Annotated in this window: 21 protein-coding genes; 12 read left to right on the top strand and 9 right to left on the bottom strand. The window is 75.0% G+C overall.

All coding sequences use genetic code 11. From position 1 onward, the window contains the following. Positions 1–4 precede the first annotated feature (4 nt). On the bottom strand, positions 5–634 hold the full coding sequence (locus FQ330_RS10905; protein WP_146357511.1) for a copper resistance CopC family protein: 630 nt from the start codon (positions 632–634) through the stop codon (positions 5–7). A 118-nt stretch (positions 635–752) separates the two neighbouring features. On the opposite strand from FQ330_RS10905, the gene clpX reads away from it, so the two are divergent. Genes clpX through FQ330_RS10885 form a run of 4 tightly spaced genes read left to right on the top strand, consistent with a single transcriptional unit; the run spans position 753 to position 5,966 of the window. Continuing rightward, on the top strand, positions 753–2,030 hold the full coding sequence (gene clpX / locus FQ330_RS10900; RefSeq protein ID WP_128190254.1) for an ATP-dependent Clp protease ATP-binding subunit ClpX: 1,278 nt from the start codon (positions 753–755) through the stop codon (positions 2,028–2,030). Positions 2,031–2,077: 47 nt separating this feature from the next. Then, complete coding sequence (locus FQ330_RS10895; RefSeq protein WP_225792823.1) at positions 2,078–2,896, top strand: ABC transporter ATP-binding protein; 819 nt, start codon at positions 2,078–2,080, stop codon at positions 2,894–2,896. Positions 2,897–2,937: 41 nt separating this feature from the next. After that, the gene (locus tag FQ330_RS10890; protein WP_146357508.1) at positions 2,938–3,939 is read left to right on the top strand and encodes an ABC transporter substrate-binding protein; all 1,002 of its coding nucleotides are present in this window, start codon (positions 2,938–2,940) and stop codon (positions 3,937–3,939) included. Then, positions 3,936–5,966: an iron ABC transporter permease gene (locus FQ330_RS10885; protein WP_146357506.1), complete on the top strand. Its 2,031-nt coding sequence runs from the start codon at positions 3,936–3,938 to the stop codon at positions 5,964–5,966. The genes FQ330_RS10890 and FQ330_RS10885 overlap by 4 nt, the downstream gene beginning before the upstream one ends. Before the next feature lie 19 nt (positions 5,967–5,985). Here FQ330_RS10885 and FQ330_RS10880 read toward each other — a convergent pair whose 3' ends face one another. Beyond that, on the bottom strand, positions 5,986–8,022 hold the full coding sequence (locus FQ330_RS10880; RefSeq protein WP_146357505.1) for a M3 family metallopeptidase: 2,037 nt from the start codon (positions 8,020–8,022) through the stop codon (positions 5,986–5,988). Between the two features lie 61 nt (positions 8,023–8,083). On the opposite strand from FQ330_RS10880, the gene FQ330_RS10875 reads away from it, so the two are divergent. Further along, on the top strand, positions 8,084–8,875 hold the full coding sequence (locus FQ330_RS10875; RefSeq protein WP_146357503.1) for a class I SAM-dependent methyltransferase: 792 nt from the start codon (positions 8,084–8,086) through the stop codon (positions 8,873–8,875). Positions 8,876–8,934: 59 nt separating this feature from the next. Continuing rightward, positions 8,935–9,552 carry a winged helix-turn-helix domain-containing protein gene (locus FQ330_RS10870; RefSeq protein WP_146357501.1) on the top strand — a complete coding sequence of 206 codons (618 nt, stop codon included), beginning with the start codon at positions 8,935–8,937 and terminating at the stop codon, positions 9,550–9,552. Positions 9,553–9,755: 203 nt separating this feature from the next. Here FQ330_RS10870 and FQ330_RS10865 read toward each other — a convergent pair whose 3' ends face one another. The 3 genes from FQ330_RS10865 to FQ330_RS13360 form a co-directional block, all read right to left on the bottom strand. Then, positions 9,756–9,986 carry a hypothetical protein gene (locus tag FQ330_RS10865; RefSeq protein WP_128190574.1) on the bottom strand — a complete coding sequence of 77 codons (231 nt, stop codon included), beginning with the start codon at positions 9,984–9,986 and terminating at the stop codon, positions 9,756–9,758. Beyond that, a complete protein-coding gene (gene valS, locus FQ330_RS10860) occupies positions 9,986–12,562 on the bottom strand; it encodes a valine--tRNA ligase (protein ID WP_225792822.1) in 2,577 nt (858 codons plus the stop codon). Before valS ends, FQ330_RS10865 begins: the two co-directional genes overlap by 1 nt. A gap of 112 nt (positions 12,563–12,674) precedes the next feature. Further along, positions 12,675–12,848, bottom strand: a complete 174-nt coding sequence (locus FQ330_RS13360; protein WP_192575929.1) for a hypothetical protein — start codon at positions 12,846–12,848, stop codon at positions 12,675–12,677. A gap of 61 nt (positions 12,849–12,909) precedes the next feature. On the opposite strand from FQ330_RS13360, the gene FQ330_RS10855 reads away from it, so the two are divergent. Next, a complete protein-coding gene (locus FQ330_RS10855) occupies positions 12,910–13,695 on the top strand; it encodes a fructosamine kinase family protein (protein WP_146357499.1) in 786 nt (261 codons plus the stop codon). Positions 13,696–13,792: 97 nt separating this feature from the next. Here FQ330_RS10855 and FQ330_RS10850 read toward each other — a convergent pair whose 3' ends face one another. Then, positions 13,793–15,133 (bottom strand): MFS transporter, encoded by a 1,341-nt coding sequence (locus FQ330_RS10850; RefSeq protein ID WP_225792821.1) that lies wholly within the window; start codon positions 15,131–15,133, stop codon positions 13,793–13,795. Between the two features lie 75 nt (positions 15,134–15,208). Between FQ330_RS10850 and FQ330_RS10845 the strand changes: the two genes are divergently transcribed. Continuing rightward, positions 15,209–15,829: a TetR/AcrR family transcriptional regulator gene (locus FQ330_RS10845; RefSeq protein ID WP_146357495.1), complete on the top strand. Its 621-nt coding sequence runs from the start codon at positions 15,209–15,211 to the stop codon at positions 15,827–15,829. A 47-nt stretch (positions 15,830–15,876) separates the two neighbouring features. Then, a complete protein-coding gene (locus tag FQ330_RS10840) occupies positions 15,877–16,764 on the top strand; it encodes a hypothetical protein (RefSeq protein WP_146357493.1) in 888 nt (295 codons plus the stop codon). Between the two features lie 39 nt (positions 16,765–16,803). Here the strand turns inward: FQ330_RS10840 and FQ330_RS10835 are convergent, their stop codons facing one another. The 3 genes from FQ330_RS10835 to FQ330_RS10825 all read right to left on the bottom strand — a co-directional run bounded on the left by FQ330_RS10835 (position 16,804) and on the right by FQ330_RS10825 (position 18,730). Beyond that, the gene (locus FQ330_RS10835; RefSeq protein WP_146357491.1) at positions 16,804–17,655 is read right to left on the bottom strand and encodes an aminotransferase class IV; all 852 of its coding nucleotides are present in this window, start codon (positions 17,653–17,655) and stop codon (positions 16,804–16,806) included. A gap of 34 nt (positions 17,656–17,689) precedes the next feature. Next, entirely contained in the window at positions 17,690–18,169 is a 480-nt protein-coding gene (locus FQ330_RS10830; protein ID WP_146357489.1) for a hypothetical protein, read from the bottom strand. Positions 18,170–18,235: 66 nt separating this feature from the next. Then, positions 18,236–18,730, bottom strand: coding sequence for a hypothetical protein (locus FQ330_RS10825; RefSeq protein ID WP_146357487.1), 495 nt, complete (start codon positions 18,728–18,730; stop codon positions 18,236–18,238). Positions 18,731–18,873: 143 nt separating this feature from the next. Here FQ330_RS10825 and FQ330_RS10820 point away from each other — a divergent pair, with 143 nt between their 5' ends. The 3 genes from FQ330_RS10820 to FQ330_RS10810 are packed head-to-tail and all read left to right on the top strand — an operon-like array spanning position 18,874 to position 21,610. Next, positions 18,874–20,112 carry a sensor histidine kinase gene (locus tag FQ330_RS10820; RefSeq protein ID WP_146357485.1) on the top strand — a complete coding sequence of 413 codons (1,239 nt, stop codon included), beginning with the start codon at positions 18,874–18,876 and terminating at the stop codon, positions 20,110–20,112. Next, positions 20,100–20,786: a LuxR C-terminal-related transcriptional regulator gene (locus tag FQ330_RS10815; RefSeq protein ID WP_146357483.1), complete on the top strand. Its 687-nt coding sequence runs from the start codon at positions 20,100–20,102 to the stop codon at positions 20,784–20,786. Before FQ330_RS10820 ends, FQ330_RS10815 begins: the two co-directional genes overlap by 13 nt. Further along, positions 20,783–21,610, top strand: a complete 828-nt coding sequence (locus FQ330_RS10810) for a DUF4097 family beta strand repeat-containing protein (protein ID WP_146357481.1) — start codon at positions 20,783–20,785, stop codon at positions 21,608–21,610. Before FQ330_RS10815 ends, FQ330_RS10810 begins: the two co-directional genes overlap by 4 nt. Positions 21,611–21,787 lie beyond the last annotated feature (177 nt).

The raw sequence follows: 21,787 nt of genomic DNA, 5'->3' as shown, positions 1-21,787 counted from the left end.
TGCGTCAGGCGCGGTCGCGGCGGGTGCGCGAGCCGCGGTTGATCGTGTACGCGATCACCGCGAGCACGCCGAGCACCGCGAGGATGCCGATCGCGACGAACGGGAACTGGCCCTCCGCCTCGGCCGGCTCCTCGGCGCCCGTGCCCTGGTCGGCGGATGCCGTGGCGGCCGGGGCGTCGGAGGTCGCCTCGGGCTCGGCGGGCTCCGTCGCCGCGGGGGTCTCCTCGGCGGCCTCCCCGCACACCGGCGCGGTCTCGGCCCCGGGGGCGCCCTCGGCGCCGGCCTCGGGCTCGAACGCGAAGGCGACGGTGCCGTCGACCGGGTGGCCGTCGGCCGAGACGATCTGGTAGGTGAGCGTGTAGTCGCCCGCCTCGCCGAGCTCGGCGTCGAGCGAGAGCGTGTCGCCGTCGACGGCGAGGCAGCCGTCGCCGTAGAAGCGGCCCTCGGCGTCGGTCAGCTGCATCGCGTTGCCGCCGTCGGCGCCCTCGAGCGCGAGGATCTCCTCGTTCATGACGACGCTGAACGTGCCCGGCTGCGCGGTGAGGGTGTCGCCGTCGGCGGGCGTCGAGTCGATGACGGATGCGTGGGCGGGCAGGAGGAGGACGGCCGCGAGCGCGGCGATGGCGGCATGCATGCCTCCAGCCTACGGTCCGGATCTGCGCGCGGGCGGCGTGGTCGGTCGCGCTGTCACCGCCCTCGTCTAGGCTTCATGCACGGGCGCGGCCTGCGCCCCAGAGGATGGTGAGAGCGAGATGGCCCGACTCGGAGAGAGCGGCGACCTGCTGAAGTGCTCCTTCTGCGGCAAGAGCCAGAAGCAGGTGCAGCAGCTGATCGCCGGCCCTGCGGTGTACATCTGCGACGAGTGCGTCGAGCTGTGCAACGAGATCATCGAGGAGCGCGCCGCCGAGGCGGGCGAGGCGAGCGAGCACGAGGGGTTCACGCTGCCGAAGCCGCGCGAGATCTTCGCGTTCCTCGAGGAGTACGTCGTCGGCCAGGCGAGCGCGAAGCAGTCGCTCTCGGTCGCCGTCTACAACCACTACAAGCGCATCGCCGCCGCGCAGCAGCTGGCCTCGGCCGACGCCGCGGGCGACGCCGTCGAGATCCAGAAGTCGAACATCCTGATGGTCGGCCCGACGGGCTGCGGCAAGTCCTACCTCGCGGCGACGCTCGCGAAGCAGCTCAACGTGCCGTTCGCCGTCGCCGACGCGACAGCCCTCACCGAGGCCGGCTACGTCGGCGAGGACGTCGAGAACATCCTGCTGAAGCTCATCCAGGCCGCCGACTACGACGTCAAGCGGGCCGAGACGGGCATCGTCTTCATCGACGAGATCGACAAGGTGGCCCGCAAGGCCGAGAACCCGTCGATCACGCGCGACGTCTCGGGCGAGGGCGTGCAGCAGGCGCTGCTGAAGATCATCGAGGGCACGGTCGCCTCGGTGCCGCCCCAGGGCGGCCGCAAGCACCCGAACTCCGAGTTCATCCAGATCGACACGTCGAACGTGCTGTTCATCGTCGCCGGCGCGTTCGCGGGCCTCGAGGACATCATCGCCAACCGCTCCGGCAAGCGCGGGATCGGCTTCGGCGCCCCGGTGTCGTCGTTGAAGCCCGACCTCAACGTCTTCCAGGACGTGCTGCCCGAGGACCTCCACAAGTTCGGGCTCATCCCCGAGTTCATCGGGCGCCTGCCGGTGATCGCGACGGTGTCGCCGCTCGACCAGGCTGCGCTCGTCGAGATCCTGAGCGAGCCGCGCAACGCGCTCGTGAAGCAGTACCAGCGCATCTTCGAGATCGACGGCGTGAAGCTCGACTTCGAGCCCGAGGCGCTGCAGGCGATCGCCGACCTCGCGGTCGACCGCAAGACGGGGGCGCGCGGCCTGCGCTCCATCCTCGAGACGGTGCTCGCGCCGGTCATGTTCGAGGTGCCCTCGAAGGAGGGCGTCGAGCGCGTGATCGTGACGAAGGAGTCGGTGGCCGGAACCGAGCAGCCGATCATCCTCACCGCCGACGACATCCAGGAGCTCTCCGCCTAGCGCCGACGGAATTGCCTCCGGGGGTGAGGTAAGCCTATCCTTACCTCGTGACCCTCCCGGAGCCGGACGCCCTGCGCGCCACCGACGTGAGCCTCGCCTACGGGCGCGACGAGATCGTCCACCGCGCCTCCATCGCGCTCGCTCCCGGATGCGTCACGGCCCTCGTCGGCCCGAACGGCAGCGGCAAGTCGACGCTGCTGCGCGGCCTCACGGCGCTGCACCGCCCGAGCGAGGGGGCCGTCGTCTTCGCCGACGGGGCCGACGCCGCGTCGCTGGGGGAGCGCGAGCTCGCCCGCCGCATCGCGCTGCTCGCGCAGTCGCACCCCGATCCGTCGGGCGTGCGCGTGCGCGAGGTCGTCGCCTACGGCCGGTTCGCGCACCGCGGCCGCTTCCGCGGCGGCGACCCGCGCGGCGACGACGTGATCGACCGTGCGATGGCCGCGACCGGCATCGCCGAGCTCGCCGAGCAGCCGGTCTCGCAGCTCTCCGGCGGCCAGCGCCAGCGCGTCTGGCTCGCCACGTGCCTCGCGCAGGAGACCGGCATCGTGCTGCTCGACGAGCCCACGACCTTCCTTGACGTGCGCTACCAGCGCGAGATCCTCGAGATCGTCCGCGACCTCGCCGACGACGGCGTCGCCGTCGGCATCGTGCTGCACGACCTCGAGCAGGCGGCCGAGGTCGCCGACGAGGTCGTCCTCCTCGTGCACGGGCGCATCGTCGCGGCCGGCAAGCCCGAGGAGGTGCTCACCGCCGAGCGGCTGAGCGCCGCCTACGAGGTGCCCATCGATGTCGAGCCGTCGTCCGACGGCCTCCGCATCCGGCCGCAGCGGCTCCGCCGTCGGCCGGTCGTGTCGCGCGCCGCGTGACCCTCCACCCCGTCGGGCCGAGCGCCCGAGGAAGGATCCCCATGTCCCAGCGAACCCCGCTGTCCCGGTCGCTGCTCGCCGGCGCGGCAGCGCTCACGGCGCTCACGCTCGCCGCGTGCGGCACCACCGAGCCCGCCGCCGAGACGACCCCGGCCGAGCCCGAGGCCTCCGCGGTGACGGTGACGGATGCGCGCGGCGAGGCCGTCGAGATCCCCGCCGGCGTCGAGGACGTCGTCGCGCTCGAGTGGGTCGCCGTCGAGCACCTGCAGACGGTCGGCATCGAGCCGGTCGGCGTCGCCGACGTCGCCGGCTACGAGGACTGGGCCGGGGTCGGCGCGCCGCTCGAGGGCGAGCCCACCGACGTCGGCACGCGCACGGAGCCGTCGATCGACGCGATCGCGGCCCTCGCGCCCGACCTGATCGTCGCCGTCGCGGGCCGTGACGACGCGGCCTACGCCGACCTCGAGGCCATCGCGCCCGTGCTCGTCCTCCAGGGCGCCGACGCATCCGCGCCGCTCGAGACGATGCTCGACGACCTGCGCCTCGTCGGCGAGGCCACCGGCGGGCTCGAGGCTGCCGAGTCGGCGATCGCCGACTTCGAGGCGCACGTCGCCGAGGTGGCCGCCGAGGTCGAGGAGGCGGGCCTCGCGGGCACGTCGCTCGCGCACATGGACGGCTACGAGACGGGCGGCCAGGTCGAGATCCGCCCCTACGCCGACGGCGCGCTGCTGCCGGCCGTGTTCGAGGAGGCGGGCTTCGTCAACGGCTGGCCCGGCGAGGGCGACCCGCAGTACGGGCTCGGCGCCACCGATGTCGAGGGCCTGACGGCGCTCGGCGACGACACGCACATCATCTACATGACCGTGGGCGAGCGCGACGTGTTCCGCGACCAGCTCGCCTCGAACGAGATCTGGACGGGCCTGCCCACCGTGCAGGCGGGCAACGTGCACCGCCTGCCCGACGGCATCTGGCTATTCGGCGGCGTCGACTCGATGGCTGCCTACCTCGACGCGATCGTCGCGTCGCTCGCGCCCACGCCGTGACCCGCGTCCGACCGGGAGGGCTCGCGCTCGGCGCGGCCCTCCTCGTCGCACTCGTCGCGCTCTCGGCCTGGCACGCCACGCAGGGCACCACGCAGCTCGGCGCCGCAGAGCTGCTCGCGTGGCTCGGCGGCGACCAGGGCAACGCCTCGGTGATCGTCGAGAGCCGGCTGCCCCGCATCGCCGCTGCGATCGTCGTCGGGCTCGCGCTCGGCGCCGCGGGCTACGCGATGCAGACGCTCACCGGCAACCCGCTCGCCTCGCCCGACACGCTCGCCGTGAACGGCGGCGCGGGCGCGGCGATCGGCATCGCCGCGATGCTGGGGGTGAGCCTCCCCGGGCTCGGCGGCGCGGGCCTCGCCTTCGCCGGCGGCCTCGCCGCGGCGCTCGCCGTCGTCGCGATCGGCCGGGGCCGCGGCTCGACCACCCAGATGGTGCTCGTCGGCACCGCCCTCGCGCTCGCGCTGCAGTCGGTGACGACGGTGGCGATCATCCTCGCCGAGGAGGAGAACGCGGGGCTCTTCGCCTGGGGCGTCGGCCGGCTGTCGCAGAACGGCATCGGCACGGTCGCGCAGCTGCTGCCGGTCGTGCTCGTCGGCATCGCGGTGCTGCTGCTGCTCGCCCGCAGGCTCGACGTGCTCGCGCTCGGCGAGGAGGCGGCCACGACGCTCGGCGTCGGCGTCGGCCGCCTGCGGCTCGGCACGCTCGTCGCCTCGGTCGCGCTCGCCGCCGCGGCGGTCGCGATCGCCGGCCCCATCGGATTCGTCGGGCTCGCGGCGCCGATCGTGGTGCGGCTGCTCGTCGCCCGGATCCCCGGCGCCGCGCGCCACAGCACCGCGATCCCGCTCGCCGCGCTCGCGGGCGCCGTGCTCGTCGTCGGCGCCGACGTGCTGCTGCGCGCGGTGCTCGGCGGCACCGGCTCGCTCGACGTGCCGACGGGCGTCGTCACGAGCCTCGTCGGCGCCGTCTGCATCGTCGTGCTCGCGCGCACCGTCGCGGGCGCGGCCGAGACCGAGTCGATGTCGGTGCTCGGGGCGCGCACGCTGTCGCGCCGCGGGTGGCCGCCGATCGCGGTCGCCGCGCTCGTGCTCGTCGCGCTCACGGTGGGCGCGGTGCTGCTCGGCGACCGCATGCTGCTGCTCGGCGACGTCGCGAACTGGCTCGCCGGCCGCGCGGGCGACGCGGTGCGGGTCACGCTCGACACGCGCACGCCGCGCGTGGCGGCAGCCGTGCTCGCCGGCGTCGCGCTCGCGCTCTCGGGCGCGCTCGTGCAGGCCGTCGCACGCAACGCGCTCGCCGATCCGTACCTGCTCGGCGTCGCCGGCGGGGCGGGGCTCGGCGCCGTCGGCGTCATCACGCTCGTGCCCGTGGCGGTCGGACGGCTCGTGGCCGCGGGCGCGCTGGCCGGCGGCGCGCTCGCGGGAGCCCTCGTGCTCGCGCTCGTCGGCTGGCGACGCCTCGGGAGCCTCCGGCTCGTGCTGACCGGCATCGCGCTCTCGGCGGCGACGGCGGCGCTCACGAGCCTGCTCATCGTCGTCACCGACCCCTGGAACCGGGGCAAGGCGATCGTGTGGCTCGCCGGGAGCACCTACGGCCGGGGCTTCGAGGACGTGCTGCCGGTCGCGACGGCGATCGTCGTGGCCGTGGTGGCGCTCGTGTGGATGCACCGCGACCTCGACCTCGCCCAGCTCGACGAGGCGACGCCGCGCCTGCTCGGCGTGCGGCTGTCGGCGGTGCAGGTCGTGGCGCTCGCGCTCTCGGTGGCGCTCGCCTCGACGGCGGTCGCGGCGATCGGCGTCGTGGCGTTCGTCGGCCTGGTCGCGCCCCACGCGGCCCGGGCGATGGTCGGCGCCCGCCACCGGGTGCTGCTGCCGCTCGCCGCGCTCCTCGGCGGCACGCTGACGCTGCTCGCCGACACCCTCGGGCGCACGCTCATCGCCCCCGCGCAGCTGCCCGCCGGCGTGATGACCGCGCTCGTGGGCATCCCGTACTTCATCTGGCTCGTGCTGCAGGCGGGCCGGGCCCGATAGGGGCCCGGCCCGGCGCAGGTCAGGCCGCGGTCAGCCCGCGGCGCTCGAGCAGCGGCTGCAGCTCGGCGTCGCGGCCGCGGAAGTCGCGGAACGCCTCGAGCGGGTCCTTCGAGCCGCCGACGCCGAGCAGCCGGTCGCGGAAGCGCTGGCCCGCCTCGCGGATCGACGGCTGCTGCTTGAACCACTCGACCGTGTCGGCGTCCATCACCTCCGACCAGATGTAGGAGTAGTAGCCGGCCGAGTAGCCGCCCGAGAAGACGTGCTGGAAGTAGCCCGTCGAGTAGCGGGTCGGCACGGTGTCGCTCAGCAGCCCGACGCTGTCGAGCGCGTCGCGCTCGAAGTCGGCCACGTCGACGACGGTGTCGCCGGCGACGCGCGCGTGCCACGCCTGGTCGAGCAGCGCCGCGGCGAGGTACTCGCTCGTGTCGTGCCCCTGGTTGAAGGTCTCCGACGCCTGCAGGCGCTCGACGACGTCGGCGGGCAGCGGCTCGCCGGTCTCGATGTGCCGCGCGTAGTGCTCGACGATGCCGGGCCACAGCATCCACATCTCGTTCACCTGGCTGGGGAACTCGACGAAGTCGCGGAAGACGTTCGTGCCGCCGAGCGACGGGTAGGTGACCTGCGCGAACAGGCCGTGCAGGGCGTGGCCGAACTCGTGGAAGAGCGTCGTCGTCTCGTCGAAGGTGAGGAGCGTCGGCGTGCCCGCGGGCGGCTTCGGCACGTTGAGGTTGTTCATCACGACGGTCGGGTGCCCGAGCAGCGCGTTCTGCTGGATGAGCGAGTTCATCCACGCGCCGCCGCGCTTCGCGTCGCGCGTGTACAGGTCGAGCAGGTACAGCCCGACCTCGCTGCCGTCGTCGTTGCGCACCTCGAACACGCGCACGTCGGGGTGGTAGCCGACGAGGTCGTGCCGCTCCTGGAACGTGACGCCGTAGACCTGCGTCGCGGCGTGGAAGACGCCGTCCTGCAGCACGCGCTCGGCCTCGAAGTAGGGGCGCAGCGCCGCGGTGTCGACGTCGAAGCGCGCGGTGCGCTCCTTCTCGGTCCAGTAGTCCCAGTCCCAGGCGGCGAGCTCGTAGGACTCGCCGGCCGCGTCGATCTGCGCCTGCAGGGCGGCGGCCTCGGCGCGCGCGTTCGCCGCGGCCGGGGCGGCGAGCCGGGTGAGCATCGCGAGCACCGCCTCGGGGGTGCGCGCCGTCTCGTCGGCGGTGACGGCGTGCGCGTGCGTGGCGAAGCCGAGCAGCTGCGCGCGCTCGGCCCGCAGCGCCGTGAGCTCGAGCACCGTCTCGCGGTTGTCGTGCTCGTTGCCGCGCGTGCCGCGGGCGAGGGATGCCTCCATGACGCGCCGACGGACGTCGCGGTTCGTGAGCGACGCGAGCCACGGGTGGCCCGAGAACAGCGGCAGGGTGATGAGGGCCTTGCCCTCGAGACCGCGGTCGGCCGCGGCGGCCGCGGCGGCCGAGCGCTCGCCGTCGCTCAGCCCGTCGAGCTCGGCCGGGTCGTCGATCACCACGGCGAGGTCGTTGGTGTCGGCCTGCAGGTGCTTGTCGAACCGGGTCGTGAGCGTCGCGATCTGCTGGTTGAGCTCCTTGAGGCGCTCGCGCGCCGCGTCGTCGAGGCCTGCGCCCGCGACCGTCATCTCGGTGTGGCGGCGCTCGACGAGGTAGCGCTGCTCGGGCGTCCACGACGCATCCGGAGCGCTCTGCAGCGCTGCCACGCGCGCGTACAGGCGCGGGTCGAGGGTGATCGAGTCGGCGTGCGCGGCGAAGCGCGGCGCGTAGCGCTCCTCGAGCTCCTCGAGGAAGGGCGTCGAGTCGGTCGACGTCATGCTCCAGAAGACGCGCGCGACGCGCGAGAGCGTCTGGCCGCTGCGCTCGAGCGGCTCCATCGTGTTCTCGAAGGTCGGCGCGTCGGCCTGCTCGACGATCGCGCGCACCTCGGCAGCCTGCTCGGCGAATCCGGCCTCGAAGGCCTCCTCGTAGTGCTCGTCGCGGATGTCGGCGAACGGCGGCAGCTGGTACGGGAGCGCGCTCGGCGCGAGGAAGGGGTTGGTCATGGCACCACCCTAGGCGGCGCATCCGACCGGCCCCCGAGGACGGGCCGACGTACACTCGGGCATGGCCTCCGCCGTCTACTCGCACGGTCACCACTCGAGCGTCGTGGCCGCCCACGCCGCCCGCACGGTCGCGAACTCCGCCGCCTACCTGTCGCCGCTCGTCGAGCCCGGCATGCGCATCCTCGACGTCGGCTGCGGCCCCGGCTCGATCAGCATCGACCTCGCGCGGCGCGTGGGCGACCGCGGGCACGTCGTCGGCATCGACATGAGCGCCGAGGTGGTCGAGACGGCGCGCGCCGCGGCGGCGCAGGCGGGGGTGTCGAACGTCGAGTTCCTCGTCGGCGACGCCTACGACCCGCCGGGGGAGCGCTACGACGTGGTGCACGCCCACCAGGTGCTGCAGCACCTCGGCGACCCGGTCGCGGCGCTCGCCGCGTGGCGCGCGGCGGGCGACCTCGTCGCCGCGCGCGACGTCGTCTACTCGGCCACGGCCATCCACCCCCTCACGCCGCCGCTCGCGCGCTGGCGCGAGCTCGTCGTCGCGCTGCAGGCCGCGAACGGCGGCGACGGCGACGCGGGCGCGCGGCTCAAGGCGTGGGCGCGCGCGGCCGGCTTCGCGAGCGTCGAGACGGATGTCGAGACCTGGTGCTTCGAGTCGCCCGCGGGCCGCGCGTTCTGGGGCGGGCAGTGGGCCGAGCGGGCGCTGCACTCGGCGTTCGCCGACGGCACCGAGCGGCACGGGCTCGCGGATGCGTCGGAGCGCGAGGCGATCGCGGCCGCGTGGTCGGCGTGGGCCGCCGACGACGACGGCTGGATGGCCATGCTGCACGGGTGGATCCTGGCCCGCGGATGAGCCCGATCCCTGTCTGACACCGCTTGCAAAGAGACCTTTGCAAAGAGTATGCTGGATGCATGCTCGACGCCGCCGTCGACGGTTCCGGCGGCGAGAGCGAGGCCCCGGCGGCCGTCGACCTCGATTCCCTCAAGGCCCTCGCCCACCCGCTCCGCGTGCGCATCCTGCACGTGCTCACCACGCGCGGCCCGCAGACCGCCTCGTCGCTCGCGACCGCGCTCGGCGAGTCGACCGGCTCGACGAGCTACCACCTGCGCCAGCTCGAGGCGAAGGGCTACATCGCCGAGGACGCCGACCGCGGCACCGCGCGCGAGCGCTGGTGGCGGCGCGCCATCGACCAGGTCGAGGTCTGGACGAAGGAGCTCGCCGACGCGCCCGAGGGACGCGCAGCGACCGCGACCGTGCTCGGCGCGTGGACGCAGCACGACGCCGCGCTGCTGGCCGCCTACATCGCCGGCGGCGAGGAGCGCTACGACGAGCCCACGCTCGACGCGGCCCGCGTCTCGTCGCGCTCGGCGACCCTGCCGGCGAGCGAGCTGCGGCGCCTCACGCGCGACGTCGAGCGGCTCATCCGCGAGCGGCTCGCTGCCGCTGCCGCTGCCGCTGCCTCGCCGGCCGACGCCGACGAACCCGTCCACCGCATCCAGATCCAGTTCAACGCCTTCCCGATCGACTGATCGGGAGCCCACCTCGAAGGAGCCACCATGCCGAAGCCCGACGCCCACCCCGTCACCATGCCCATCGCCGTCATCAACGACAGCTACGCGATGGCGCAGATCCTCACGCGCCCCATGCGGTAGCGCCCCCAGACCTCCGTGCAAGGAGAAGGGCCCCAGGCAGTCGCCTGGGGCCCTGTTGTCGTCCCGCGACGCGTCGGAGCTCAGTCCTCGCGCGTCACGAGCGCGTCGTCGCCCTCGAGCCGGATGGTCGTGCCGTCGTCGAGCTCGACCACCGGCGCGCCCTCGAGCCACGTGAGGGTCCAGCGCCAGCCCGAGGTGTCGGCGCCGAGCTCGGCGAGCGTGCGCTCCTCGTCGTCGATCGCCGCGCGCATCGCGATCGGCACCGACTGGGGCGGCTCGCCGCCCACGGCCCAGCGGGTGCCGATCTGCATCAGGCCTCCTCGAGCACGATGTCGCCGACCGCGAGCTCGTCGGCCTCCACGAGCGACAGCTCGCGGATGCGCCCGACCGCCTTGAGGTCGGCGGTCGCCGCCTCGAGGTGCTCGCGCAGCGCCGCCGGCACGGCCACGACGGCCGACGCGACGGGCGTCTTCTGGCTCGCCTTCGCATCCGTCTTGGCCCGGCGGATGCCGATGAGCGCCTGGCCCACCGTCGCGAGCATGCCGGTCGAGCCGGAGCCGTCGCCGACCTCCGCGGCCTCGGGCCACGGCGCGAGGTGGATCGAGGTGTCGTGCGACCACGACCACACCTCCTCGGTCGCGAACGGCAGGAACGGCGCGAGCAGCCGCAGCTGCACGTCGATCGCCTGGCGCAGCGCCGCGATGGCCGAGCCTCGCCCGGCCGCGTCGCCCGAGTAGGCGCGCTCCTTCACGAGCTCGAGGTAGTCGTCGCAGAAGGTCCAGAAGAACGCCTCGGTCGCCTCGAGCGCCTTCGCGTGGTCGTAGCCCTCGAACGCGCGGGTCGCGGTGCGCACGACCGTCGCGAGCTCGGCGAGCATCTCGCGGTCGAGCCGCTCGGTGACCTCGCCCGGCTCGCCCTCCATCGACAGCACGAAGCGCGCGGCGTTCAGCACCTTCATCGCGAGCCGGCGGCCGATCTTGATCATCTTCGGGTTCTGCGGGTCGAGCGTCGCGTCGACGCCGAGGCGCGACGAGGCGGCCCAGTAGCGCACGCCGTCGGAGCCGTGCTCCTCGAGCATGCCGAGCGGCGTGACGACGTTGCCCTTCGACTTCGACATCTTCTTGCGGTCGGGGTCGAGGATCCAGCCCGAGAGCGCGGCGTGCTTCCACGGCGCCCGGCCGTCCTCGAACATCGAGCGCAGCAGCGTCGAGAACAGCCACGTGCGGATGATGTCCTGGCCCTGCGGGCGCAGGTCGAACGGCGTCAGCTGCTGCCAGCGGTCGGCGCCGTCGGCCCAGCCGCCCGCGAGCTGCGGGGTGAGCGACGACGTCGCCCACGTGTCCATGATGTCGACCTCGCCGAGGAAGCCGCCGGGCACGCCGCGCTGCGACGCCTCGTAGCCGTCGGGCACGTCGCTCGTCGGGTCGAGCGGCAGCTGGTCGGGGCGGGGGAGCAGCACGCGGTCGAAGTCGGTCTGGCCCTCCTCGTCGAGCGCGTACCAGACGGGGATGGGCACGCCGAAGAAGCGCTGGCGCGAGATGAGCCAGTCGCCGTTGAGGCCGTGCACCCAGTTCTCGTAGCGCGTGCGCATGTGCTCGGGGTGCCAGGCGATCTCGCGGCCGTGCTCCACGAGGCGCTCGCGCAGCTGCTCGTCGCGGCCGCCGTTGCGGATGTACCACTGCCGGGTCGAGACGATCTCGAGCGGCTTGTCGCCCTTCTCGTAGAACTTCACCGGGTGCTGGATGGGCTTCGGCTCGCCGATCATGCGGCCCGAGGCCTGCAGCTGCTCGACGATCGCCTTCCGCGCGCTGAAGACCGTCTTGCCGGCCATCTCGGCGTACGCCGCCTGCGCCTCGGGCGACGACAGCGCCTCGGGCGCCTCGGCGGCGAACCGGCCATCGAAGCCGATCACCGAGCGGTTCGGCAGGTCGAGCTCGCGCCACCACGTGACGTCGGTGACGTCGCCGAAGGTGCAGATCATCGCGACGCCCGTGCCCTTGGCCTGCTGCGCGAGCTCGTGCGCGACGAACGGCACCTCGACGCCGAAGACGGGCGTCGTCACCGTCGTGCCGAAGAGGTGCTGGTAGCGCTCGTCGTCCGGATGCGCGACCACGGCCACGCAGGAGGGGAGCAGCTCCGGGCGGCTCGTCTCGATCCGCAGGTCGCCGTCGCCGCTCGTGAAGAGCAGCGTGTGGTAGGCGCCGGGCTGGTCGCGGTCCTCGAGCTCGGCCTGGGCCACGGCGGTGCGGAACGTCACGTCCCACAGGGTCGGCGCATCCGCCTGGTACGCCTCGCCGCGCTCGAGGTTGCGCAGGAACGCGAGCTGCGAGGTGCGTCGCGCGTCGTCCGAGATCGTGCGGTAGGTCTGCGACCAGTCGATCGAGAGGCCGAGCGTGCGCCAGAGGTGCTCGAACTTCTCCTCGTCCTCCTCGGTGAGGCGCTCGCACAGCTCGATGAAGTTGCGGCGGGAGACGGGCACCTGGTCGGCGGCCTTCGAGCTCTTGCCCTCGCCGCCCTCCTGCGGAGGCGTGAAGTCGGGGTCGTAGGCGAGCGTCGGGTCGACGCGCACGCCGTAGTAGTTCTGCACGCGGCGCTCGGTGGGGAGGCCGTTGTCGTCCCAGCCCATCGGGTAGAAGACGTGCTTGCCGCGCATGCGCTGGAACCGGGCGATGAGGTCGGTGTGCGTGTACGAGAACACGTGCCCGACGTGCAGGGAGCCGGATGCGGTCGGCGGCGGCGTGTCGATCGAGTAGATCGCGTCGCGGTCGAGCCCGGCGCCGTCGAAGCGGTAGGTGCCGGCCTCCTCCCACTGCTGGCCCCACTTGGCCTCGAGGCCTTCGAGGGCGGGGCGCTCCGGGATCCCGGGCGTGGTGGGCATGGCGCTCATGGCGTCTCGCTTTCGATGTGCGCGGCATCGCGTCGGTGCCGAGCGCTGTCTCGGCGTGATGCCTGGTTGTTGCTCGGGCCAGTCTAGGCCCGCCCGTCCCGGACTCCGCCGCTCAGCGGCCGCGGCGCATCCGCCACTGCAGGAGCGCCGTGACGGCGAGCGCGCCGGCCGCGACGAGGAAGAGCGTGCGGGTCAGGGCGTCCTCCTGCAGCAGCGCCGCGCCCGCGAAGCACGCCGCGGCGACGATCCAGAGCCAGAGGGGAGCGGGCGTGCGCGAGACGGGCATGCGACCACGCTACGCGCGCCGCCTCGGCCGGCCTGCCAGGAGGGCGTGCCAGGGTGGCGGGATGGACGTCGTGAAGCGCGCTCCCGCCGACGCGGCGCACGCGCTCGCCATGGAGGCGGCGGGCCTCGCGTGGCTCGCCGAGGCCGAGGCCGCCGGCGGCACGCGGATCGCGCGGGCGCGCCTCGCCGGCGGCGCGCTGCACGTGGCGCGCGTGGCGGAGGCGCCGCCGACGCCGGCGCGCGCCGAGGCGCTCGGCCGCAGCCTCGCCGCGCTGCACGCGGCCGGGGCGCCGTGGCACTGCTGCCCGCCGGACGGGGCGCAGCCGCCGCTCGAGTGGGGCTCGTCGCGCGTGCCGATGGCCGCCGAGCCCGTCGCGGGCTCGTGGGGCGCGGCGTGGGCCGCGACCGCGGTGCGACCGGTGCTCGAGCGGTGCGTCGAGCGCGGCCGGCTGGATGCGTCCGAGGCGCGGGTCGTGGAGCGGGCGGTCGACCGCATGGCGGCCGGGGCCTTCGACGCGCCCCAGCCCGCCGGCGTGGGCGCCGTCGCGCGCATCCACGGCGACCTGTGGAGCGGGAACGTGCTGTGGTCCGACGTCGACACCGGCGCGGTGCTCATCGACCCGCACGCGCAGGGCGGGCACGCCGAGACCGACCTCGCGATGCTCGCGCTCTTCGGGCTGCCGAGGCTCGAGACGGTGCTCGCCGCCTACGACGAGGCCTCGCCGCTCGCCGACGGCTGGCGCGAGCGGGTGCCGATGCAGCAGCTGCAGCCGCTGCTCGTGCACACGCTGCTGTTCGGCGGCGGCTACGCGGCGCGCGCCGTGGAGGTGGCGCGCTCGCTCGCGTGAGCCGCCCGCGCCGCCGAGCGGGGCGGCTGCGCCCGACCGGGGCCGGCGCGCCGTGCCCGCTCGGGCGCAGCCGCCCAGTCGCGCGCTGCGCGCGCGATCACACCGGCGCGGGCGCCTCCTCGCGCACGACCGCCTGCGCGGCGTCGGCGTCCTCGTCGCCGAGGTGGCGCATCCGCTGGGCCGCGAGCGCACCGACGAGCGTGAGCGCCGACAGCAGCGCGAGCACGAGGCCCGGGTGCCACCAGGCGCTGTCGGTCGCGGTGCCGAGCCACGCGGTGATCGACGGGATGAAGCCCGACAGCACCGCCGCGATCGCGTACGCGACCGAGAGCGCCGAGTAGGCGTGGCGGCCGCGGAACAGCTCCTGCATCGTGCCGCCGAGCGCCGCCCACGACGCGGTCGGCAGGATGCCGCCGACCACCATGAGCGCGACGAGCACCGCGAAGGTCGCGCTGCCGAGCAGCCAGTAGATGGGGAAGGCGATGAGCAGCGTGCCGATGGCGCCGAGCGCCACGACGCGCGCCGAGCCGATGCGCGTCGCGAGCCAGCCGAACGCGGGCACGGTGACGAACTGCAGCAGGCCGCCGATGGTGGCCGCCGTGAGCAGCTGCATCTCGTCGAAGCCGAGCGCGGTCACGCCGTAGCCCATCGTGTACGTGTTCATGAGCGAGTACGAGCCGATGCCGAGCAGCGCCACGAGGATCGCGACGCCGAACGCCGCGGGCTGGGTGCGCACGGCTGCCCAGACCGGGTTCTTCTCGCGCTGGCCCGTCGCGGCGAGCTCCTTGAAGACCGGCGTCTCGTCGATCGACCAGCGCAGGTAGAGCGAGACGGCGATGAGCGGGATGGCGATGAGGAACGGGATGCGCCAGCCCCACGCGGCCATGGCCTCGGGCCCCAGGCCGAAGAACATCGCGAGCATGAGGCCACCCGCGGCGACGGAGCCGATGGGGGAGCCGAGCTGCGGCAGCGACGCGAAGAACGGCCGGCGGCGGGCGTCGGCGTGCTCGGTGGCGAGCAGCACGGCGCCGCCCCACTCGCCGCCGAGCGAGAGGCCCTGCACGACGCGCAGCACGACGAGCGCGACGGCGCCGAAGAGCACCCAGTCCTCGCCCGTCGGCAGCAGGCCGACGAGGCCGGTCGCGACGCCCATGAGCGCGATCGTGATGAGCAGCGTCGAGCGGCGGCCGATGCGGTCGCCGAGGTGGCCGAAGACGATCGCGCCGATCGGGCGCACGACGAAGGCGATGCCGATGGTGGCGAAGGAGGCCAGCAGCGCGCCCGCCTCGCCGAGCGCCGAGAAGAAGAACGGGCCGGCGAAGAATGCGGCGAAGTACGAATAGGTGTAGAAGTCGTAGGACTCGAGCGCGGTGCCGACGGTCGCGGCCGCGGCGACGCGACGGGTGCTGGTGCGCGGGCGCGCGGGGGTGGTGATCACGGGGGCTCCTCGGGAGCGCCCGGGTGGCGCTCGTTGTCGTACCGGGTGCAACATTAGCGGCGAGAGAGGATTCCCATGGCATCGAGGCGAGGCCCAGGACGACCGCGCGCGTCCGACGCCGCGACGATCCACGAGGCCGCCCTCGAGCTGTTCCTCGAGGCGGGCTACGACGCGGTGAGCGTCGACGACATCGCGCGCCGCGCCGGCGTCTCCCGCGGCACCGTCTTCAGCTACTGCGCCTCGAAGGCCGACGCTCTCTGGGTCGCGCTCGACGCGGCGATCGCGCGTGCCGCCGACGCGCTCGAGCAGGGCGGTGCGGATGCGGTGCCGCAGCGGGACGCGCTGGCCCGGCTCGTCGACGCCATCGCGCACGCGGTGCAGCCGTGGGGCACGACGCCGCCGCCCGCCCTGCGCGACGCCGCGGCGATGGGCGCGGAGCCTGCGCTGCGCGACGGCGCGGCCGCGCACCTGCAGCCGCTCGTCGACCGCGCCGCGCTCGCGCTCGCGCTCGAGCGCGACGCGCTGCCGGAGTCGACGTCGGCGGCGGTGGCGCCGGTCGCGATCATCGCCGCCGCGTGCGCGGCGCTCGTCGCGTGGACCCACGAGCCGGGCCGCCCGCCCGCGGCGCAGGCCGTGCGCGCCGCGCTCGAGCCGATCGCCGCTGCATCACGGATCCACAACGATCCGGCGGTCTGACGCCGCGCCTCTCGCGCTCGCCGCCATCGGGGCGGATCATGTCCCCCATGAGGCGCGGGTCTCGCATCCTGACCGCCGCCGCGGCCCTCATCACGGGCGCGGCGGTCGCCGGGTGCGGGCCGATGGCGCCGCCGCCCGTCACCGTCTCGCCGCCACCCCCGCTGCCGACGCAGGACGCCTCCGTCGTCTCCCCGCCGCTCGCGGGCCCGGTGGGCCAGCCGGAGGGGGTGCCGCGGCCGACCGCGCCGACCGTGCACTACGACGGGGCGCCCACCGCCTCGCCGCCAGCAGCGCCCGAGCCGGAGCCCGAGCCCTCCGCCGCACCCGTCGCGACGCCCGCTCCCACGACGCCTCCCGGGCCGGGACCGACGCCGAGCCCCGAGCCCGCTGAGTCCGCCGCACTGCTCGACCTGCTCCTCGACCCCGCGGCGCTGCCTCCGCTGCGCTGGAGCGGCCCGGACGGCGAGGCGGAGGCCGCCTGGACGCGGCTCGCGCCCTCCGCCGAGGTCGAGCCCGCTGACGCGATCGCGCACCTCGGCGTCGCGCGCAGCATCGGCGGCGACTGCGCCGCGGCCGCCGACGCCGTCGACGGCGCGGCGACCGAGGCCGCGCTCGTGGCGCTCGCGGCCGAGCCCGCGCCCGGCGGCCCGATGAACGTGGTGCTGCTGCGCTACGGCTCCGAAGCGGCGGCCGCCGCCGCCGCGACCGCGCTCCACGCCCTCGGCATCGCGTGCGACGGCGAGGTCGCCGAGGCCGGCGCGCTCGGCACGGGCGACGGCGCGCACACCGCCACGGTGCTGCTCACCGGGCCCGTCGCATCCCTCGTCGTCGAGGCCGACGCCCACGGCGCACTCCTCGTCGCGGTGGTGCACCAGGTGGCGCCGCCCGAGGCGGTCGAGCAGCTGCTGCGCGCCCAGGTCGAGCGCCTCGGCTGACCCCGCGGGCGCTCAGCCGCCCCGGACGCCGCAGTCGTCTCAGACGTCGAGCACGCGGCGCAGCTCGGCGTCGAGCGGCGAGCGGGGGAGCGGCTCGCCGTCGACGCTCGTGACCGCCGCGAGCAGCCGGCCCGACGACAGCAGCCAGGCGCCGTCTGCGGCCCGCAGGTCGTCGGGCGTGAGCGACGCGAACGCCACCTGCAGCTCGCGCGGCGCGTCGCGCATGAGCTGCTCGAGCGTGATGGAGGCGAGGATGCCGTCCTGCTTCGGCGTCAGCAGCCGGCCGCCGCGGTCGATGACGAGCGTCGACGTGGGCCCCTCGAGGAGCGCGCCCGACGGCGCGACGAAGACGACGTCGTCGAAGCCGTGCTGCACCGCGTGCCGCTTCGCCGCCATGTTGATGGAGTACGACAGGCTCTTCGCGCCCGGCAGCAGCCACGGCATCGCGGCGACCTCGTCGCCGTCGTGCCCGCGGCCGAGGAGCGTGATCGCGACGCCCTGCTCGCGCTCGCGGACCGCGGATGCGGCGAGCGGCGCCATGAGCGCGAAGGCCGTCGGGTCGCCGCCCGACTCGGGCCCGCGGGTGAGCACGAGCCGGATCAGCGCCTCGGGGTGCGCGGCGAAGTCCCACGCCGCGACGAGCGCGTCGATCGCGCGCTCGAAGCCGGCGCGGTCGGGGGCCGGCAGCTGCAGGATGGCCGCGCTGCGCTCGAGCCGGTCGAGGTGCGACTGCCGGTCGCGCACGTGCGGCGCGGCGTCGGCGCCCAGGCGCACGAGGGTGGCGTCGAAGACGCCGTCGCCGCGCACGACGCCGAGGTCGTCGGCGCGGACGATCGGATGCGCGACGTCGACGAGACTGCCGTCGAGCGTCGCGAGGAGGGGAGCCTGCATGCGCCCAGCGTACGAGCGGCGGCCGGCGCCGGCGTCAGAGCACGCCGGCGCAGGGCAGCAGCGCCGAGGGCGCCGCGAGCGCCACGATGGGGGAGAGGATCGTGACGCTCAGGTCGTCGCGCGATGCGACGGCCTCGGTGAGGTCGGCGATCGGCTGGTCGAGCTCCCGGAAGCTCTCGGCGAGCGCCGGGCTCGTGGTCTCGGCGATGAACGCGTCGCGCATCACGGGCAGGTCGGCGACGACGGCGTCGGCCGCCGCCCAGTCGGGGCTGCTGTCCGCCGGCACGGCGTCGAGCACCTCGGTCGCGCGCTCGACGATCGCCGCGAGCGCCTGGTCGGCGGCGGCGCACTCCTCGGCCGTCGGCTGCGGCTCGCTCGGGGCGGGCTCGCTCGGCGCGGCCTCGGTCGCGGTGGGCGTCGGGGTGGGCTCAGGGGTGCTCGAGGCCGAGGGCGTCGCGGTCGGCGTCGCGACGACGGGCGGGGCGGCCGTCGGCAGCGGCGGCGGGAGGATCACGCAGCCGGTCGTGAGGAGCGCGAGCGCGACCAGCAGGGCGCCCTGCGCCGCGGGCGGTGCGGGCGCTCATGCCGTGCCCGCGCAGAACTCCTGCAGCGACGAGACCTGCTCGAGCAGCTCCGTCACTCCCGCCGTGACCCGCTCGACGCCGGCCGGGTCGCCCGCGGCGAGCGACGACTCGGCCTCGGCCAGCAGCGCCTCCCAGCCGGCCTGGATCTCGCCGATGCGCTCGAGCAGCGCCGGGTCGCTCACGCTCGTCTGCAGGTCGCCCACGCGGCCCGAGACGTCGGCGAGCAGCGCGAGCGCCTGCAGCGGGTTCGCGGCGAGCAGCTCGCCGACCCGGCCGACGTCGGTCGCGATCGCCTGCACGTCGGCCATCACCTGCGCGCACTGCTGCGCCTGCGACTGCTCGCCCGCGCCGCCGGACTCCGTCGGCGCCTGCGAGGCGGTCGGCGCGGGTGCCGGCGCGCTGCCGCAGCCGGCGAGCAGCAGGGCGGCGGCCGCGAGCAGCGCGGCCGCGGCGGTGCGCGGCGCTCGGGATCTCGTGCGGGTGTCGATCATGCGCCGAGGGTACCGCCGGGCGCTGTGGCGACGGCGGGAGGCCACGGCGGGAGCCCGCGGCGGGAGACCACCGGGGGATAGCCCCCGCAGGTGCGGCGCGCATCCCCCGTGCCGCGCGCTCGACCCGGTCCTAGCGTGGAGCCATGCACCGCATCCGCTCCCTGCTCGCGACCATCGCGCACCTCGCGCTCCTCGGCGCCGTCGGCCTGCCCGCGCTCTCGGGCATCGTCATCCTCGCCGGCACCGGCGTCGCGACGCTCGTCGTGCTCGTCGGCGTGCTGCTGCTCGCGCTCGCGATCCTGGCCGTCTTCGCGGTCGCGTGGATCGAGCGCGAGCGCGTCGCCGGCCTCTACGGCGCACCCGTGCCGCCGGCGGTGCTGCGGCGCTCCGGCCGCACCGACTGGCTGCGGGTGCCGCACACGCTCCTGCGCATCGTCTCCGACGGCGCGCACTGGCGGGCGCTGCTCAGCTTCTTCCTCGCGAGCCTGTTCGGCGCGTTCACGCTGCCGCTGCTGTCGCTCGTCGGGCTCGGCGTCCCGCTCGCGCTCGCGGGCCTCGGCGAGGCCGAGACCGTGACCATCCCGCTCACCTCGCTCGCAGCCCCCGTTGAGTGGGCGCCGCTGCTGGGCCTCGTGGCGCTCGCCGCCGGCGTCGCGGGCACGATCGGCCTCGCCATCGCCCACCGCAACGTGACCCTCGGGCTGCTCGTGCCCGACGACCGGGCGCGGCTCGAGCAGGAGGCGCGCACCGAGCGCGAGCGCCGCCACGGCGCCGTGCGCGCCGCCGACCTCGACCGCACCCGGATCGAGCGAGACCTCCATGACGGGGTGCAGCCGAGGCTCGTGTCGATCGCGATGCAGCTCGGCATGGCCCGCGACCGCATCGACACCGACCCCGAGGGCGCGCGCCGGCTCATCGACGAGGCCCATGCGTCGTCGAAGGCGGCCGTCACCGAGCTGCGGCAGCTGGCCCGCGGCATCCACGTCGCCGTGCTCGACGACCGGGGACTCGACGCGGCGGTGTCGGCGCTCGCCGCCCGCAGCGCCATCCCCGTCGAGGTCGACGCGCGCATCGAGCGCCGCTGCTCGCGCGACGCCGAGACCGCGGTCTACTTCGCGATCGCCGAGGCGCTCACGAACGCCCACAAGCACGCGCGCGCCAGCCGCATCCGCGTCGCCATCCGCACCCGCCAGCCCGCCGACGCCCCGCCGTCGCTCTGGGCGCGCGTCGAGGACGACGGCATCGGCGGCGCCGAGCGCCAGCCCGGCGGCGGCATCGACGGCCTCGCGCACCGCGTCGCGGGCGTCGGCGGCACCCTCACCCTGACCAGCCCCGTCGGGGGTCCGACCGCGATCGAGGTGGACGTCCCGTGCGCATCCTGATCTGCGAGGACAGCGTGCTGCTCCGCGAGGGCATCGCCCGCCTCCTCACCGACGCCGGCCACGACGTGGTCGCGCAGCTCCCCGACGCCACCGCGCTCGAGGCCGCGATCGCCGCCGCCGACCCGGATCTCGCCATCCTCGACGTGCGGATGCCGCCGACCCGCACCAACGAGGGCATCCTCGCCGCGATCGGCATCCGCAGCCGCGGCGACCGCCCGCGCGTGCTCGTGCTGTCGCAGTACGTCGAGGAGCGCTACGCGGCCGACCTCATCGCGAGCGGCCCCGCCGGCTTCGGCTACCTGCTCAAGGACCGCGTCGCCGACGTGCGCGACTTCCTCGCCGCCGTCGAGCAGGTCGCCGCCGGCGGCACGGTGCTCGACCCGGAGGTCGTGAGCCAGCTGCTCGCCCGGCGCCGCCACGACGGGCGCACCGAGCGCCTCACCCCTCGCGAGCGCCAGGTGCTCGCCCTCATGGCGGAGGGCGCGTCCAACCAGGCGATCGCCGACCGCCTCTACGTCTCCGCGGGCAGTGTCGAGAAGCACATCACCGCGGTCTTCCAGAAGCTCGAGCTCGAGCCCGAGGACGGCAACCGCCGCGTGCTCGCCGTGCTCGCCCACCTCGACGCGCCCCGCACCGGCGGCGGCGCTCCCGACGCCCCCGGAGGCATCCGATGACCATCACGACCCCCTCCCGTCCCGGCCGCTGGCTCAGCGTGCTGCTCATCGTGCTCGGCTCGCTCGGCGCCGTGTACGCGATCGGCGGCGGCGTGGTGCGCGGCGTCGCCGCCCACGCCGCCACCAGCCAGAGCTGGACGGCCGACGCCGACGGCGTCGCGGCGCTGCGGATCGACACCTCGGCGGCCGCCTTCCAGGTGCGCTACGCCGACGTCGATGAGGCGACCCTCGACGTCACGACCGACGGCGGTCCCGTGCAGCAGTGGCGGCTCGAGCGCACCGGCGACGCGCTCGTCGTCGACGCCGACCGGCGCTGGCGCTGGTTCGGCTTCGGCATCATGTTCGCCGACCGCGCCGGCGAGGAGCGGGCGGTGCTGACGCTGCCGGCCGCCCTCGAGCGCGACGAGCTCGACCTCGAGGCGTCGGTCGCCGCCGGCAGCCTCGAGGCCGACGGCTCGTGGGGCGCCGTGGTGGTCGACCTCAGCGCCGGATCGGCAGAGCTCGCGGGCACCGCCGCCTCGCTCGACCTCGACGTGTCGGCCGGCGAGGCGCGCCTCGACCTCGCGGATGCGCGCACCGTCGACCTGCAGGTGAGCGCCGGCCGCATCGTCGGGGCCCTCACCGGCGACCAGCCCGACGCGATCGTCGCCTCGGCGAGCGCCGGGAGCGTCGAGCTCGCGATCCCCGACGGCACCTACGACGTCACCGAGGACGCCTCGGCGGGCGACGCGACGATCGACGTCACCGACGAGGCGGGCGCGGCGTCCACGATCGACGTCGACGTGAGCGCCGGCAGCGTGACGCTGCGGGGCGAGTCGCGGTAGGATCGCAGGCACACGCACTGATCCGGCCATCACCGGGGAGCGGTCGGGAGAACCGCGGCGCGAGCCGCGCAGTAGATCCGAACGGGGCAGGCCCGTCACAGCCGCAGGCCCGGCGACGGGCACGAAGCGGCGGATCCGGCCGAAGGGCACGGAACCGCAAGCGGGGTGGTACCGCGC

This window comes from Agrococcus sediminis, from assembly GCF_007923295.1.
Taxonomy (GTDB): domain Bacteria; phylum Actinomycetota; class Actinomycetes; order Actinomycetales; family Microbacteriaceae; genus Agrococcus; species Agrococcus sediminis.
Note: the sequence above shows the minus strand (reverse complement) of the source record. Positions and strands in the feature narration are given on the sequence as shown.